This window comes from Streptomyces dysideae (assembly GCF_001514305.1).
Taxonomy (GTDB): Bacteria; Actinomycetota; Actinomycetes; order Streptomycetales; family Streptomycetaceae; genus Streptomyces; species Streptomyces dysideae.
On sequence record NZ_KQ949075.1, the window covers coordinates 395,072 to 409,933 of the forward strand.

Genomic DNA, 14,862 nt, shown 5'->3' on the forward strand with positions numbered 1-14,862 from the left:
GGAACGACGAACGGCGTCGGCACGGAAACACCCGCACCGACGCCGCAGCGCCACCCACTCACCTCACGCAACCCACGCCTAGAACACCGGCGTACCGTTCCGCGTCAGCTTCCACTCCACCGCCGCGAACTCCTTCGGGTCCAGCACCTTCTTCTCCGTCACCCACTCCGCGATCCGCGTCCGGATCTCCGTCGACTCCGCCCACAGCTCCTGCGCCGACGCCACATGCGGGAACGCGCCACCACCGTTCGCCCGGTAGTTGTTCACCGCGAACACGAACTGCTGGGCATCATCCAGCGCCACACCGCCATAGGTCACGTTCTTGATCCGCGAACCCACCGCCTGCGCGATGTCGATCTCGTACGAAAGACCCGACACATAGTCGTAGTTGTAGTCCGGACGCCCGTTCGCGTTCGTCAGCTTCTCCGGGTCCACCACCGCATCCGCGGCCGTCTGCACGAAGTACTCCGCCGAGTACTCCAGATACGCCTTCACCTGCGCACCCGTCATCAGCTTCGCCACCAGCGTGTTGTCGAACACATACAGACTCGACAGATCCCGGATCGTCACATCGCCCGCCGGAATCTCCGACGTACGCGAGAACGGCGACGCCTGCGCGATCACCGGCAGCGACGCGTACTCCGTACCCGCCAGCGCCGCCTTGACCACGTCCTCCTGTACCCGCGTGATCAGGTCGATGATCGGAACGTCCTTGTACCGCGCCTCGACCGTCGTCAGCGTCTCCGTCGCGGTACCGACGACCTGGTTGACATACGCCACGACGATGTCGTGCTCGTCCTTCAGCAGCTTGGTGATCCGCGGATCGTCGGCGACCGTCTTCGAGTCCCGCACCGTCGCCTTCACCGACTCGACCTTCCAGCAGCCCCTCTCGAAGACCAGCTCGAAGTCGAACAGGGACAGCCGCTCCGCGTAGCACAGCGGCTCCGACAACACGACCGTCCTACCGGTCTTCTCGTTCGTGACCAGCAGCTCCGCGATCTCCGTGTGCGCGTGCCCGACGAGGATCGCGTCGATCCCCGGCACCTGCTGCGCCACCAACGCCGCCGAGTTCTCGACGTACGGCAGCTGGTCACCGTACGAGGAAGTGCCGGAGGAACCGGAGTGCGCCGACACCACCACCACGTCCGCGCCCATCGACCGCAGCTTCGGCACCCACTTCGCCGCCTGCTCCTCCAGACCGGGGAAGACCATCTTGCCCTCGACGTACGCCTTGTCCCAGATCGCGATACCGGGGTTCGTCAGCCCCAGCACCGCCACCTTCACCGGCGGCGCGCCCTTCACCCGGAACGTCTTCATGAAGTACGGCGGGAAAGCCGGCTTGAGCGTCTTCGCGTCCAGCGCGTTCGCACCCAGCAACGGGAAGTCGCACTGCTCCTCGAACTTCCGCAGCGTCTCGATGCCGTAGTTGAACTCATGGTTGCCCAACGCCACCGCGTCATACCCGATCGCGTTCATCGCCTGCGCCATCGGGTGCACCGGACCACCCGCCGCGGTGATCGGGTCCACCTTCGCGTAGTAGTACGTCAGCGGCGTGCCCTGGATCGTGTCACCCGCGTCCAGCAGCAGCGTGTTGGGGGCACCCTTCTCCGCACGCACCTGGTCCACCAGCGTCGAGATCCGCGCCAGACCCTGCGCGTTGCCCTTCGCGTCCGTGTACTCCGCGTCCTTGAAGTAGTCCCAGTTGAAGATGTGACCGTGCAGATCGGTCGTCCCCATCACGGTCAGCGAGTACCGCTTCACCGGCCGGGACCCCTTGCTCATCTCCGCAGCCTGCGCCGCCGGAGCCGCGGCCCCGCCGGCCAGTGCCACCCCCGCCCCGGTCACGGCGGACTTCTTCAGAAACTTCCGGCGGTTCAACGGCATGTCTGGCCTCTCCTACGGGAACGATCAACGTCGCATTCCTGAACAACGCGCGTAGATTCTGACCCGTGCATGCCGAGCGGCAATAGCCCCCCCAGGTTTCGATCTGATGACCGAACCTGTGACCTCCCGGGACCAAAACCAATCAAGGGATGACAGAGTGGTACGTATGACGACCCCGACGAGCGACCACCCCCAACCCGCCGCCCCCTACGGCACCCCCGACGCCCCCCGCATCGCCGTCCGCGGCGAAGCCCACCTCGAAGTCGACCCCGAAATCGCCCGCATCGGCATCACCGTCACCGCCCGCGGCAAAGACCGCCGAGCCGCCCTCGATGACCTCACCCGCCGCAACACCACCGCCCTCGACCTCATCAAAACCTACGGAGAAGCAGTCGAACGACTCGAAACCGGCGCCTTCTCCATCACGCCGGAGCTGAAGGAAAAGGGCCGCGGCGAACGCATCCACGCCTACCACGGCCGCGTCCACATCACCGCCGAACTCACCGACTTCACAGCCCTGGGCGAACTCACCACACGACTGGCCGACTTGGACCTCACCCGAGTCGACGGCCCCTGGTGGGCCCTGCGCCCCGACTCACCCGCCCACCGAGAAGCCCGCCAACAAGCAGTACGAGAAGCCGTACAACGCGCGCGAGAGTACGCCGAAGCACTCGGCACCTCACTCGCCGCCCTCGTCGAACTCGCCGACATCGGCGCCGAGAACACCCCCGACTACCCACAGGTGGCCGGCAGCCGCATGCGCTCCATGGCCTACGCCACCGAAGACGCAGCCGCCGCCCCCCTCGACCTGGAACCCCAACGCCAACACGTCTACGCCCAGGTCAACGCCCGATTCACCATGGCACCACCACAGCTGTGATGGTCAGTGCCATGCTCATCGGAGCGCCCCGCCGCACAATTCAACACTTGTCAATAGCCCTTCACCCAAAGGTTGTTGAGTAGTCACGCACGACCAATTCTCTACCCGCCGGTAAGCCATAGGCTCGAAACATGCGCCGAGCGAAAATCGTCTGCACCCTGGGCCCCGCCACCGACTCGTACGACCAGATCAAGGCACTCGTCGAAGCCGGAATGGACGTCGCCCGCTTCAACCTCAGCCACGGCAGCTACGCCGACCACGAGGAGCGCTACCAGCGCGTACGAAAGGCCTCCGACGAGACCGGCCGCAGCGTCGGCATCCTCGCCGACCTTCAAGGCCCGAAGATCCGACTCGGCCGCTTCACCGAAGGACCCGTACTCCTTGAACGCGGAGACACCTTCACCATCACCGTCGAAGAAGGCACCGAAGGCGACCGCCAGACCTGCGGAACGACCTACTCCGGACTCGCCGGCGACGTCACCGCAGGCGAACGCATCCTCGTGGACGACGGCAAGGTCTGCCTGGAAGTCACCGCCGTCGACGGCCCCCGCGTCCACACCACGGTCGTCGAGGGCGGCATGGTCTCCGACAACAAGGGATTGAACCTCCCCGGCGTGGCGGTGTCGGTCCCCGCCCTGTCGGACAAGGACGAGGCGGACCTCCGCTGGGCGCTGCGCACGGGCTTCGACGTCATCGCCCTGTCCTTCGTCCGTAGTGGCCGGGACATCGACGACGTCCACCGCATCATGGACGAGGAAGGCCGCCGCCTCCCCGTCATCGCCAAGGTCGAGAAGCCGCAGGCGGTCGAGGCGATCGACGACATCGTTGCCGCCTTCGACGGCATCATGGTCGCGCGAGGCGACCTGGGCGTCGAAATGCCCCTGGAACAGGTCCCGATCGTCCAGAAGCGAGCGATCAAGCTGGCGAAGCGGAACGCCAAGCCGGTCATCGTCGCGACCCAGATGCTGGACTCGATGATCGACAACTCGCGTCCGACGCGCGCGGAGGCATCGGACGTGGCGAACGCGGTGATCGACGGCACGGACGCGGTGATGCTGTCCGGCGAGACGAGCGTGGGCAAGTACCCCATCGAGACGGTCCGGACCATGGCGAAGATCGTCGAAGCGGCGGAGGAGGACATCCTGGCCAAGGGCCTCCCACCCCTGACGGAACGCAACAAGCCCCGTACACAGGGCGGTGCGGTCGCGAGGGCCGCGGCTGAGATGGGCGACTTCCTGGGCGCCAAGTTCCTGGTCGCCTTCACCAAGTCCGGCGACACGGTCCGCCGCCTGTCCCGCTACCGCTCACCGATCCCACTCCTGGCCTTCACGCCGGAGCCGGCGACTCGCTCCCAACTCAGTCTGACGTGGGGGGTGGAGACGTTTCTGGGCCCGCATGTCGACTCGACGGATGCGATGGTCGACCAGGTGGACGAGCTGCTGCTGAAGTACGGCCGCTGCCAGAAGGGCGACACGGTCGTCATCACGGCCGGCTCCCCGCCCGGGGTCTCCGGGTCGACGAACCTCGTCCGGGTGCACCGCATCGGTGAGGATGACAGTCCCAAGTAGGCGAGTTGGCAGGGGCCCCTTTGTTGTGTGGGGTTAGTACTTGGGGCCTACGTGGATGTCCATCAGGGCTACGGAGGCCTTGCGGGCGATGGAGATGTTGAACGGGTCGCTGCCGCGAGCGAGAGTGGTCCACTTGACGCCGACCTTGTCGAGGGTGTCGGTGAAGAGCTTCCGGATGTCGTCCGACTTGTTGGAGAAGAAGTACCGGGGGTATTCGTAGCGCTTGCGCTGTCCGGCGACGGTCTTCTCGGTCCAGTTGGTGATCCGGCAGCCGTCCGAATGGATGAGGCCGCGGATGAACTCCCAAGGGTGTGCGTCGGCGATGGCTTGCTGCCAGGCCTCAAGAGCGATAGTGCGTTCGTGTTTCTTACCGGGGCCGTGCTGAGGGAACAGGCAGTGCAGGTGCTTCGAGTAGACCTTTACGTTGTGGCAGCCGATCTTGCGGACGCGGCAGACGGAGTTGTCGGGGAGGACTGCGCGCATCGCCTGTTCGCAGTCGTCCATGAGGCCGGGCCATGAATCGCCGCAGGCGATCACGAGATTGGGCACTCGGTGCTCGGAGTAGTGGCTGATGTGGCCATCGCCGAGGTAGAGGCCCAGTAGGTAGCTGTACGCGGGTTCGTCGAGGTCCCGTCCGTCGCACCGGGGACACTTGGGATCGTGCTTGCCTGGACACTCGCCGCGTTTCGCTCGGTCGAGGTGCTTCCAGTAGCTGACGGTCCCCAGCGGGACGCTGAGTTTTTGAGCGACATCCGCGTTCTTCACGCCGTTGCGCAGCAGCGTGAGCGCCTTTTGTCGAACCTCAGTGCCGTGAAAGTTCATGTGGACACTCTGTGTCACTGATCGTGACGGCGTGCAGTAAAAAGCGGATGTTCACGAGAACGTGAGCATCCGCTTCCTGGCTAGAAGTGCCGGGTACGGGATTCGAACCCGTATGTCCTTTCGGACAGATGTGTTTGAGACATCCGCGTAAGCCTGTTCCGCCAACCCGGCTGGCACTGCCGTGAGTGTACCGGGTCACCGCAGCTCCCCGCCTCTAGGTAGGCTGCATAGGCAGCAGCACCTGCCCGGCCCGCAACAAGGAGCCCCCGTGACCGCCCCCGAGTCGCCCCAGCCCGTAGACGCGCCCGACGACGAAAAGTCGCACGTGCCTCCGCTGACGACCCGTGTCGTCATTGCCGAGGACGAGGCGCTGATCCGGCTCGACCTCAAAGAGATGCTCGAAGAAGAGGGGTACACCGTCGTCGGTGAGGCCGGTGATGGTGAGCAGGCCGTCGAGCTTGCCCGTGAGCACAAGCCGGACCTCGTCATCCTCGATGTGAAGATGCCCAAGCTGGACGGCATCTCGGCGGCCGAGAAGATCGCCGAGGAGCGGATCGCTCCAGTGCTGATGCTGACGGCGTTCTCGCAGCGTGACCTCGTCGAGCGGGCCCGGGACGCCGGCGCGATGGCGTATCTCGTGAAGCCGTTCAGCAAGAGTGATGTCGTTCCGGCGATCGAGATGGCCGTCTCGCGGTTCACGGAGTTGAAGGAGCTGGAGCGGGAGGTCGCGGACCTCACGTTGCGGCTGGAGACGCGGAAGCTGGTCGACCGGGCGAAGTCCATCCTCCAGACGGAGTACGGGCTGACTGAGCCGGCTGCGTTCCGGTGGATTCAGAAGACCTCCATGGACCGTCGTATGTCCATGCAGCAGGTCGCCGAGGCGGTCATTCAGGACGCCGAGGAGAAGAAGGCGTCCAAGGGCTGATCCGGAGTCGCACATACGACGAGGCCCGCGCCCTGAACTACAGGGGCGCGGGCCTCGTCGTATGCACGAAGCGAGTGCGTGAGCGGTCAGTCCTCGCCGAGGTACGCCTTGCGTACCGACTCGTCGTGGAGCAGGTCCTGTCCGCTGCCGGAGAGGACGATGTTGCCGACCTCCATGACGTGACCGTGGTCGGCGAGGGAGAGCGCCGCCTGGGCGTTCTGCTCGACGAGCAGGATGGTGGTGCCCAGGGACTTGAGCTCGGCGATCGTGGACATGATCTTCTGCATCATGATCGGGGACAGACCCATCGACGGCTCGTCGAGCATGAGCAGCTTCGGCTGGGACATGAGCGCGCGGCCCATGGCGAGCATCTGCTGCTCACCGCCCGACAGCGTTCCCGCGGCCTGTTTGCGCCGCTCCCCGAGGATCGGGAAGAGGTCGTACGCCCGCTGGATGTCCTTCTCGATGCCCGGCCTGTCGTTGCGGAGGAAGGCTCCGAGGCGGAGGTTGTCCTCGATGGTCATGCGGGGGAAGATGTGCCGCCCCTCGGGGGAGTGGGCGAGTCCCAGCGAGACGATGTTGTGGGCGGGGATCTTCTTGAGCGACCTGCCGTTGAACTTGATCTGGCCGCCGACCGGCTTCAGCAGACCGGAGAGGGTGCGCAGGGTGGTGGTCTTGCCGGCGCCGTTGGTGCCGATGAGCGTGACGACCTCGCCCGCCTCGACCTTGAACGAGATGCCCTTGACGGCTTCGATCTTGCCGTAGGCGACCCGGAGGTCTTCGACTTCGAGCAGTGCGGTCATCGGTCGTTCTCCTTGCCGGGCGCGGCGTCCGTCGTGGTGTCGGCCTTCGCCTCGGCGGCCTCGACTTCGGCGATTTCCTCGTCGCCGGGGGAGTCCTCGAAGGGTTCGCCGAGGTAGGCGGCGATGACGCGTTCGTCGCCCTGGACGGTGGCGCTGTCGCCTTCGACGAGCTTTTCGCCTTGCACGAGGACGGCGACGCGGTCGCAGAGGTTGAAGATGAACCGCATGTCGTGCTCGATGACGAGGACGGCGATGCCCTTGTCGCGGATGGCGAAGACGAGCTCTTCGGTGGCCCGGGTCTCCTGGGGGTTCATACCGGCCGTCGGCTCGTCGAGGAGGAGCAGGCCCGGCTCGCTGGCCAGGGCTCGCGCGATCTCGAGCTTGCGCTGTTCGCCGTAGGGGAGGTTGCGGGCGAGGTGTTCGGCCTTGCTTGCCAGGCCGACGAACTCCAGGAGCTCCATGGCGCGTTCGCGGGAGGCGGCTTCGGCCTTGTGGAAGCCCGGGCCGCGCAGGAGCGCGGACCAGAGGCCCTCCTTGGTGCGGGTGTGGCGGCCGACGAGCACGTTCTCCAGGACCGTCATGTTGGCGAACAGGCGGATGTTCTGGAAGGTGCGGGCGATGCCGGCCGCGGTGACCTTGAAGGACTTGGGCGGCAGGACGTTGCCCTTGTAGCGGACTTCGCCCTCGGTGGGGATGTAGAGGCCCGTGAGGCAGTTGAAGAAGGTGGTCTTGCCGGCGCCGTTGGGGCCGATCAACCCGACGATCTCGCCGCTGTTGACGGTGAGGTTGACGTTGCGGACGGCCGTGAGGCCGCCGAAGCGCATGGTGACGCCGCGTGCGTCGAGGACGGTCTCGCCGGGGGCGGCGGAGCCGGGGGCGTCGTCCTTGATGGTGGTGTCGGTTGTCATCGTGGTCAGACCCCTGCCTTGCTGAGGACTGTGGGCGCTTCCGCGTCTTCGTGGAATTCGAGCTGGCGGCGCCGGTTCGGGATGAGGCCTTCCGGGCGGAAGCGCATCAGCAGGACGAGCGCGAGGCCGAAGGCGAAGAGCTGGTAGTTGCCGAGGAACTGGAGCTTGGCCGGGATCAGGTAGAGCAGTGCGGCGCCGACGAGGGGGCCGCTGATGGTGCCCATGCCGCCGAGGACGACTGCTGCGAGCAGGAAGGCCGAGTTGGGCGGGACGACGTGGGCGAACTGGTACTGCTCGGGGGTCACGGTGTAGGTGACGTGGGCCTGGACGGTACCGGCGAGGCCGGCCAGCGTGGCGCCGAGGGCGAAGGCGATGAGCTTGACGCGGAAGCCGTTGATGCCCATGGCGAGGGCGGCTGTCTCGTCCTCGCGGATGGCGATCCAGGCGCGGCCGATGCGGGAGTCGCTGCTGCGTCGGAAGACGACCACCACGACCAGAGTGATGACGAGCATCAGCAGGAAGTAGTTGGCGAACCGGGCGATGGTGAATCCGGCGATGCTGTGTTCCTGGCCGAAGTCGAAGCCGAGGATGTTGAGGTTCGGGATCGACGAGATGCCGTTGGAGCCGTTGGTGATGTCGGGGCCGGAGGTGCCGTCCAGGTTGAGGACGGCGATGCGGAAGATCTCACCGAAGCCGAGGGTGACGATGGCGAGGTAGTCGCCGCGCAGTCGCAGGGTGGGGGCGCCGATGATGACGCCGAAGACCATGGCGACCGCTCCGCCGAGGAGGGCGGAGGCCCAGAACGGCAGTTGGATGTCGAACGGTGAGGAGGGGGAGCCGGAGACCATGGCCGCGGTGTACGCGCCGACACCGAGGAAGGCGACGTATCCGAGGTCGAGGAGGCCGGCGAGGCCCACGACGATGTTCAGGCCGAGGGCGACGGTGGCGAAAATGAGGATGTAGACGCCGATGGTCGCGTACCGGTCGTCGGACTGGGTGAAGGGGAAGGCGGCGGCCGCGACGAATGCGCCGATCATGGTCACGTTGCGGTGCTTGGCGGTGATCGCCGAGATGCGGCCCACGAGTCCGGTCTTGGCGATGGCCGCGAAGCCGAAACCGGCGGTGATGAGGAAGCCGACGAAGAGTTCGTCGTATTCGGTGCCGATGCCGTAGGTGAAGACGGTGAGGCCGATGGCGAGCGCGGCGACGATGATCAGGATCTCGGCGTACGCGGGCAGCTTTCGGGCAGGGGTGGTGGTGCCTGTGGCGAGGGCGGCCTTGACGACGGAGACGGTGTGCCGTGCGTTGTGGCGGAACTGTTCCCAGCCGGTGTCCTCGGGGTCGATCGGGTCGGGTTCCGGCCGGTTGAAGGGCAGGGAGAGCGCGCCGAGGAGGGTGGCGAGGGTGGCGATGGCCACGATCCAGCCGCCGGGTTCGAGGTTGACGACGCCGCCGAGCTTGGTGCTGATGGCGATGATCGTGTACCAGGCGGTGGCGAAGGCGGCGAGCGCGGCCAGCTTGATGGCGCTGTCGGCGCCGGCGGGTACGAGCCAGCGCAGGCCCTTGACGCCGTAGGAGGCGAGGCCGAACAGCGTGGTCAGGGCGCCGCCGATGAGGACGAGGACCTGGAGTCCGCCGGGGTAGCCGTAGACGGTGAGGTCGCCGGGGAATGCGGCAGTCCAGGTCCAGGCGAGGAAGGTGGAGATGACGGTGAGGATGCCGCCGCCGGTGGCGAGGGCGCGGCCGATGCGCGGCGGGATGCCGATCAGGCCGGTGGGGGTGCCGGCGGAGGGGGTGCTGGGGGTCTGGGGAGCGCTGGTCTGTGTGGTCATCGGTGTCACGCCCTGTCCGCCACGCGCTCGCCCAGCAGGCCCTGGGGCCTGAAGAGGAGTACGAGGATGAGGAGTACGAACGCCCAGACGTTGGCCCAGGACTGGCTTCCGAACTGCTCCATGCCGGGGATGTCGGAGATGTAGGCCGTGGACAGTGCCTCGGCGACGCCGAGGACGAGGCCGCCGAGCATGGCGCCGTAGATGTTGCCGATGCCGCCGAGGACGGCGGCGGTGAAGGCCTTGAGGCCGAGGATGAAGCCCATGCGGAATTGGACCTGGCCGTACTTCAGGCCGTAGGCGACGGCTCCGATGGCGGCGAACGCGGCGCCGAGAGCGAAGGCGATCACGATGATGCGGTCGGTGTTGACGCCCATGAGTTTTGCGGTGTCGGGGTCCTGGGCGGTGGCCTGCATACCGCGTCCGGTGCGGGTCTTGAGGACGAAGTACGCGAGGACCGCCATGCTGATGGGGGCGGCGATCAGCAGGAAGATGTCACCGGTCTGGACGGTGACGTTGCCGACTTCGAAGGGTCCGCCGTCGATCTGCGGGAAGTTGATGGATTCCTTGGCGTCCGGGTACCAGGCCCATACCGCTTGCTGGAGGGCGAGGGAGAGACCAATGGCGGTGATGAGGGGAGCGAGGCGTGGTGCGCCTCGCAGCGGGCGGTAGGCGAACCGTTCCGCGCCCACGGCGACCGTGGTGGCGACGATGATCGCGCCGAGGAGCATCAGTGGCAGTGCGACCCACATGGATGTGCCGTTGGGCAGCACGTACAGATAGACCGTGAGAGCGCCGAAGCCTCCGGTCATGAAGATCTCGCCGTGGGCGAAGTTGATGAGCTGGACGATGCCATAGACCATCGTGTAGCCGATGGCGACCAGCCCGTACATGGATCCCAGTAGCAGGCCGTTGACCAGCTGCTGCGGCAGTTCGTTCACCGCATGTCCTCCGAGACGTTCGGATAGTCGAGGGATGTGACCGGACGAGTCCGCGCGGGGCGCCAGTGGTGCAGCGCCCCGCGCGGCTCATGAGTGGTGCGGGTGTGGGTCAGCCCGTGTAGGTGCCGGACTTCACTGGGGTCCAGACACCGTTCTCGACGGAGTAGACGGTGAGCTGCTTGTTGGTGGTGTCGCCGTATTCGTCGAAGGAGACCTTGCCGGTCACACCGTCGAAGGACACGTTCTGCACGGCCTCTGTGACCTTGGCGCGGGCGTCGCTGGGAAGTTCGCCGTCGTTGTCCTCGACGACCTTCTTGACGGCCTCGATGATCGCCCAGACCGAGTCGTAGGCGTAGCCGCCGTAGGCCTCGTAGGCCTCCTTGTAGCCCTCGGCCTCGTAGTTGGCGATGAACTCCTTGGCGGAGGCGAGCTCCTCGATGGGAGCGCCGACGGAGGTGGAGATGTCGCCCTTGCTGCCGGAACCCGCCAGCTTGATGTACTCGGGGCTGTAGATGGCGTCGCCACCGGCGAAGGTGATCTTGGCGCCTGCGTCCTTGATCTGCTTGGCCAGCGGGCCGGCCTGCGGGTACTCGCCGCCGTAGTAGACGGCGTCCGCGCCGGAGTTCTTCACCTTGGTGGCGACCGCGGAGAAGTCCTTGGTGTCGGGGTCGATGTGCTCGGTGCCGACGACCTTGCCGCCGAGCTTCTTGAACTCGTCGGTGAAGGTGCCGGCCAGACCGGCGCCGTACGTCTTCTTGTCGTCGATGACGAAGACGTTCTTCTTCTTGGCGTCGTTGAAGACGTACTGCGCTGCGAACGGGCCCTGGATGGCGTCCGTGGTCGCGGTGCGGAAGTAGGACTTGTACGTGCGGACCTTGTTGGTCTGCCAGTCCGCGCCCTGGGACAGGGCGGGGCCGGTGTTGGCGGGGGAGACCTCGACGAGCTTGGCGTCGTCGAAGACCTTCTGCATGGACTCGGCGACCGAGGAGTTCAGCGGGCCGACGACGCCGAGGACGTCCTTGTTGGCGACGAACGACGTGGCGTTCTGCTGACCCGCGGAGGGCTGTGCCTGGTCGTCAAGGGCCTCGATCTTGAAGGTTATGCCGTCGACGACCTTGTCTTTGTTGGCCGTCTTGACTGCGAGGTCCGCGGAGTTCTTGATACCGAGGCCCAGCGCGGACAGGTCGCCGGTCAGCGGGGCGTCGACGCCGATGACGACGGTGGTGCCACCGCCGGAGTCCGAGCCGCTGTCATCGTCGCGCGAGCCGCAGGCGGTGAGGGTGAGTGCTCCCGCCGCCAGCGCGGCGGTGATGGCGATGAGCGAACGTTGACGCACGATCAGCAGTCCTTTCCCTGGCACGGCCCTTCCTCGTGGAACGGGCCGAGTCGAGCGCTGGGCCGAAGATGGTTTGATTCCGGTGGCGCGGTGACTGGGCGTGACTCTAAGCGTGTGTAGGGAACGTGGAGGAGGGTCTGGTCAAGGCTGTGACGCTCTTGTTATGACACGAGGTAATGCAGAGCGGTACTCAGCGGGTGAATGAGCAGAATTCCGGCCGATTCGTCCGGTCCACATAGTGAGAACCTGCAGGACGCGCCGTAATGATTTCAGGAGTGTTTCCGACTTACACTCCTGACGCGGCCTCGCTGCCGCAGTAGGTTCGGAGGGCCTCTGAGAGGTCGTGCGCATAGCGCTCACCCAGGATGAAACTGTGAACCTGCATTGCGCGCGTATTACGCAGAGTTACGTCCAGGAAAGGCAGCCCGGCGTTCTGCGGCACATTCGCACATTCCGTCACATGCATGGTGATGACGATCTTGTGGGAGGAGCCGGCAGCGGTCCGGACGGGCAGACGCGGGGCTGATGAAAGAGAAATGCCGGAGTAGGGCTGGGTGACGCGCAGCACGGTGACCGGAGGGCCGGAATGCGTCGTGACCTTCACCGCGAAGCTGAAGGCCCCACGCGAAGCGCCGGCGGGTAAGGGCTCCTCGCCGAGGTAGCCGACGTCGACCACCAGGGAGGGGTACACCGCGGCGGCCGGCGGCGGTTCCTGCGGCCGCGTCGCGTAGAGGTAGCCGCCGCCCGCGAGGAGGACGGCGGCGATCGCCGTGACGAGGACGCTGCGGCGCCGGCGGGCGTACAGCCGCGCCAGGCGTCCGCGCCGAGGAGCGGCGAGCAGGGGGGCGCCGGGCTCGGGGGCGTCCCACGCGCGCGTGCCCTCACCGGGCTCGACAGGGCCGACGCCGCTCACTGCCACGGCCCGTCGGTCGGGCCGCCGGTGCGGTACCAGTCCTCACAGCCCGCACGCGCCTCGCGGTCGATCAGCTGCTCCGCCGCTTTGTCACCGTTGCGTCGCCGCTCGGCGCGGGCGGCGTCCACGACGTCCCTGAGGATCTCGTACTGCCCGTTGGACAGGCCCATCGACTGGTAGTCGCCGTAGGTGTTGTCGTCCAGCACCTCCCGGGACCAGTACGCGACGATGCGCGCGCACAGGTCCTCGGGCGGCGTGGCCCCGGAGGACGGCGAGGCGGAGCCGGCCGCCCCCGTGCCCGTCGCCGCGTCCTTCGTGCCGGATCCACCGCACCCGGTGGTCAGGCCGCCGGTCAGGAGCGCCAGCCCGAGCCCGAAGCCGAGCGTTGCCCCCCGCCGGAGGGCTCCTCCCGTTGTCATGCCTTGACGCTAGGCCGCCGGGTGCCCGGGATCAACGTCGTAGGACGGTCGAGTCCCGGGCCCGCTGGCACCGTGCGGTCAGGGCAGGGCGACGAACGGGGTGAGGAAGGCGCGGGCGGCCGGGGTGTCCAGGCGGTACGTCACGTTGGTCGCGTAGCACGCGCTGTCGCCGGTGATGGTGGTGGCCGCGAGGACGTTCCTGCCTCCGATCACCGCGAAGTTGGGGCCGCCGGAGTCGCCGTAGCAGGCGCCGCCGTTGCCCTGTGGTGCGGTCATCGCCAGGCGGACCCAGGAGTTGTTGAGGGCGTCGTAGGTGACGGGTGCCTTCATACGGACGCCGCCGCCGGGGTGGGTGTGGCCACCGGGGCCGCGCTGGGCCTCCTGGGTGCCGTATCCGGCGACGAACCAGTCGGTGGAGTTCAGCCCCTGCGGTCCGAGCGCGCCCAGCTGGTCGGCGGTGGGCAGGGCGGCCGGGGTGAAGGTCCAGCGGGCCTCGACCTGGCGTGCGGGGAGTTCGACGACCGAGATGTCGTGGGTGTCGGAGGCGGGTCCCGGGAAGCCGGGGTGGCTGTGGGCGGTGCCCTGGACGGCCACGGCCCTCGCCTGGGCGGCGGGGTCGCCGGGGTACTTCTGCGCGGCGGCGTCGAGGCCGGCCTGTACGTCCTGGTCGAGGGACACGTAGAACCGCACGTTGTCCGGCCAGTCGGTGGTGCAGTGCGCGGCGGTCAGGAAGGTGTCCGCGTCGATCATGGTGCCGGAGCAGACCCAGTCGACCCGGTCGGGGGTCGTGGGATCGCCGTCGTTGTCCCAGGTGGCGACGAGTGCGCCGACCTCGGTGCGCTCGGGGGCGGGCGTCGCGTTGTAGGAGTTGATGGCCGAGGACGGCAGCGCGGTGGCGAGCACGGCGGCGCAGGCCGCGGCGGTGACGGCGGAAGCGCGTAGGGCGGTCAAGAGAAACCCTTCTACAGGTGGGACACAGTGGGACGGGGTTCTCCTGTGGGGGTGGGGCAGCGCCAGTGAAGCGCTGTGGGGGCGGCCGCGACAAGGGCGTGGCCGCCGCTCCAGGGTTTTCCCTATGTGCTTCCTACGAGTGTCCTGGCGTTGATCAGCTCGCGGCGCGGACATGTTCGCCGTCGCCCGGGCGCACGTCGCGCAGCAGGCAGGTGAGCCGGGCGGTGCACACGCGGCGGTTCTCCTCGTCGCTGATCACGATCTCGTACGTCGCCGTGGACCGGCCCAGGTGCACCGGCGTGGCCACCCCGGTCACCAGTCCGGACCGCACTCCCCGGTGGTGCGTGCAGTTCAGGTCGACGCCGACCGCGATCTTGGTGCTGCCTCCGTGGAGCATCGAACCGACGGAGCCCAGCGTCTCGGCCAGCACCGCAGACGCGCCGCCGTGCAGCAGGCCGTAGGGCTGGGTATTGCCCTCGACCGGCATCGTGCCCACGACCCGGTCCGCCGAGGCCTCCACGATCTGCACGCCCATCCGCGTCCCGAGGTGTCCGGCGGAGAACAGAGCGGGGAGGTCGACGCCGAGCGAGGCGTACTCGTCGATGACCTCTTGCGGGAACTTCACGTGCTGCTGCTCGCCCATGGGGCCCGGCTCCGTTCGTCGTGATCAGTCGCTCGCTGAG

14 protein-coding genes and 1 tRNA gene are annotated in these 14,862 nt (G+C 67.1%); 3 read left to right on the forward strand and 12 right to left on the reverse strand.

Annotated elements, in window-relative coordinates; genetic code table 11:
• Positions 1 to 78: 78 nt before the first annotated feature.
• Complete coding sequence (locus AQJ91_RS01750) at positions 79 to 1,884, reverse strand: bifunctional metallophosphatase/5'-nucleotidase (RefSeq protein WP_067015158.1); 1,806 nt, start codon at positions 1,882 to 1,884, stop codon at positions 79 to 81.
• 166 nt (positions 1,885 to 2,050) lie between these two features.
• On the opposite strand from AQJ91_RS01750, the gene AQJ91_RS01755 reads away from it, so the two are divergent.
• Both AQJ91_RS01755 and pyk read left to right on the forward strand, forming a co-directional pair.
• A complete protein-coding gene (locus AQJ91_RS01755; RefSeq protein WP_067015160.1) occupies positions 2,051 to 2,764 on the forward strand; it encodes an SIMPL domain-containing protein in 714 nt (237 codons plus the stop codon).
• Between the two features lie 131 nt (positions 2,765 to 2,895).
• Entirely contained in the window at positions 2,896 to 4,332 is a 1,437-nt protein-coding gene (gene pyk / locus AQJ91_RS01760) for a pyruvate kinase (protein ID WP_067015162.1), read from the forward strand.
• 33 nt (positions 4,333 to 4,365) lie between these two features.
• Here pyk and AQJ91_RS01765 read toward each other — a convergent pair whose 3' ends face one another.
• Both AQJ91_RS01765 and AQJ91_RS01770 read right to left on the reverse strand, forming a co-directional pair.
• On the reverse strand, positions 4,366 to 5,154 hold the full coding sequence (locus tag AQJ91_RS01765) for a hypothetical protein (protein ID WP_067015164.1): 789 nt from the start codon (positions 5,152 to 5,154) through the stop codon (positions 4,366 to 4,368).
• Between the two features lie 87 nt (positions 5,155 to 5,241).
• Positions 5,242 to 5,325, reverse strand: a tRNA-Leu gene (locus tag AQJ91_RS01770).
• A 97-nt stretch (positions 5,326 to 5,422) separates the two neighbouring features.
• Between AQJ91_RS01770 and AQJ91_RS01775 the strand changes: the two genes are divergently transcribed.
• Positions 5,423 to 6,079, forward strand: coding sequence for an ANTAR domain-containing response regulator (locus AQJ91_RS01775; RefSeq protein ID WP_067015167.1), 657 nt, complete (start codon positions 5,423 to 5,425; stop codon positions 6,077 to 6,079).
• Between the two features lie 86 nt (positions 6,080 to 6,165).
• On the opposite strand, the gene AQJ91_RS01780 is transcribed toward AQJ91_RS01775, so the two are convergent.
• From AQJ91_RS01780 to AQJ91_RS01820, 9 genes are all read right to left on the reverse strand, one after another.
• The gene (locus AQJ91_RS01780; RefSeq protein ID WP_067015170.1) at positions 6,166 to 6,882 is read right to left on the reverse strand and encodes an ABC transporter ATP-binding protein; all 717 of its coding nucleotides are present in this window, start codon (positions 6,880 to 6,882) and stop codon (positions 6,166 to 6,168) included.
• On the reverse strand, positions 6,879 to 7,790 hold the full coding sequence (locus tag AQJ91_RS01785; protein WP_067015173.1) for an ABC transporter ATP-binding protein: 912 nt from the start codon (positions 7,788 to 7,790) through the stop codon (positions 6,879 to 6,881). Before AQJ91_RS01785 ends, AQJ91_RS01780 begins: the two co-directional genes overlap by 4 nt.
• 5 nt (positions 7,791 to 7,795) lie before the next feature.
• Complete coding sequence (locus tag AQJ91_RS01790; protein WP_067016072.1) at positions 7,796 to 9,622, reverse strand: branched-chain amino acid ABC transporter permease; 1,827 nt, start codon at positions 9,620 to 9,622, stop codon at positions 7,796 to 7,798.
• 5 nt (positions 9,623 to 9,627) lie between these two features.
• Positions 9,628 to 10,560 carry a branched-chain amino acid ABC transporter permease gene (locus AQJ91_RS01795; RefSeq protein ID WP_067015178.1) on the reverse strand — a complete coding sequence of 311 codons (933 nt, stop codon included), beginning with the start codon at positions 10,558 to 10,560 and terminating at the stop codon, positions 9,628 to 9,630.
• Positions 10,561 to 10,669: 109 nt separating this feature from the next.
• Entirely contained in the window at positions 10,670 to 11,896 is a 1,227-nt protein-coding gene (locus AQJ91_RS01800; RefSeq protein ID WP_067015185.1) for a branched-chain amino acid ABC transporter substrate-binding protein, read from the reverse strand.
• 286 nt (positions 11,897 to 12,182) lie between these two features.
• Positions 12,183 to 12,809: a Tat pathway signal sequence domain protein gene (locus AQJ91_RS01805; protein ID WP_067016075.1), complete on the reverse strand. Its 627-nt coding sequence runs from the start codon at positions 12,807 to 12,809 to the stop codon at positions 12,183 to 12,185.
• Positions 12,806 to 13,228: a hypothetical protein gene (locus AQJ91_RS01810; RefSeq protein ID WP_067015187.1), complete on the reverse strand. Its 423-nt coding sequence runs from the start codon at positions 13,226 to 13,228 to the stop codon at positions 12,806 to 12,808. Before AQJ91_RS01810 ends, AQJ91_RS01805 begins: the two co-directional genes overlap by 4 nt.
• Before the next feature lie 78 nt (positions 13,229 to 13,306).
• Positions 13,307 to 14,179, reverse strand: a complete 873-nt coding sequence (locus tag AQJ91_RS01815) for a trypsin-like serine protease (protein ID WP_067015189.1) — start codon at positions 14,177 to 14,179, stop codon at positions 13,307 to 13,309.
• A 154-nt stretch (positions 14,180 to 14,333) separates the two neighbouring features.
• On the reverse strand, positions 14,334 to 14,822 hold the full coding sequence (locus tag AQJ91_RS01820) for a hotdog fold thioesterase (RefSeq protein ID WP_067015192.1): 489 nt from the start codon (positions 14,820 to 14,822) through the stop codon (positions 14,334 to 14,336).
• Positions 14,823 to 14,862: the final 40 nt, after the last annotated feature.

Excerpts from the sequence above, each read along its gene's own strand:
- AQJ91_RS01750 (WP_067015158.1), bottom strand. The coding sequence starts at position 1,884 with ATGCCGTTGAACCGCCGGAAGTTTCTGAAGAAGTCCGCCGTGACCGGG.
- AQJ91_RS01755 (WP_067015160.1), top strand. The coding sequence starts at position 2,051 with ATGACGACCCCGACGAGCGACCACCCCCAACCCGCCGCCCCCTACGGC.
- pyk (WP_067015162.1), top strand. The coding sequence starts at position 2,896 with ATGCGCCGAGCGAAAATCGTCTGCACCCTGGGCCCCGCCACCGACTCG.
- AQJ91_RS01765 (WP_067015164.1), bottom strand. The coding sequence starts at position 5,154 with ATGAACTTTCACGGCACTGAGGTTCGACAAAAGGCGCTCACGCTGCTG.
- AQJ91_RS01780 (WP_067015170.1), bottom strand. The coding sequence starts at position 6,882 with ATGACCGCACTGCTCGAAGTCGAAGACCTCCGGGTCGCCTACGGCAAG.
- AQJ91_RS01785 (WP_067015173.1), bottom strand. The coding sequence starts at position 7,790 with ATGACAACCGACACCACCATCAAGGACGACGCCCCCGGCTCCGCCGCC.
- AQJ91_RS01790 (WP_067016072.1), bottom strand. The coding sequence starts at position 9,622 with ATGACCACACAGACCAGCGCTCCCCAGACCCCCAGCACCCCCTCCGCC.
- AQJ91_RS01810 (WP_067015187.1), bottom strand. The coding sequence starts at position 13,228 with ATGACAACGGGAGGAGCCCTCCGGCGGGGGGCAACGCTCGGCTTCGGG.
- AQJ91_RS01820 (WP_067015192.1), bottom strand. The coding sequence starts at position 14,822 with ATGGGCGAGCAGCAGCACGTGAAGTTCCCGCAAGAGGTCATCGACGAG.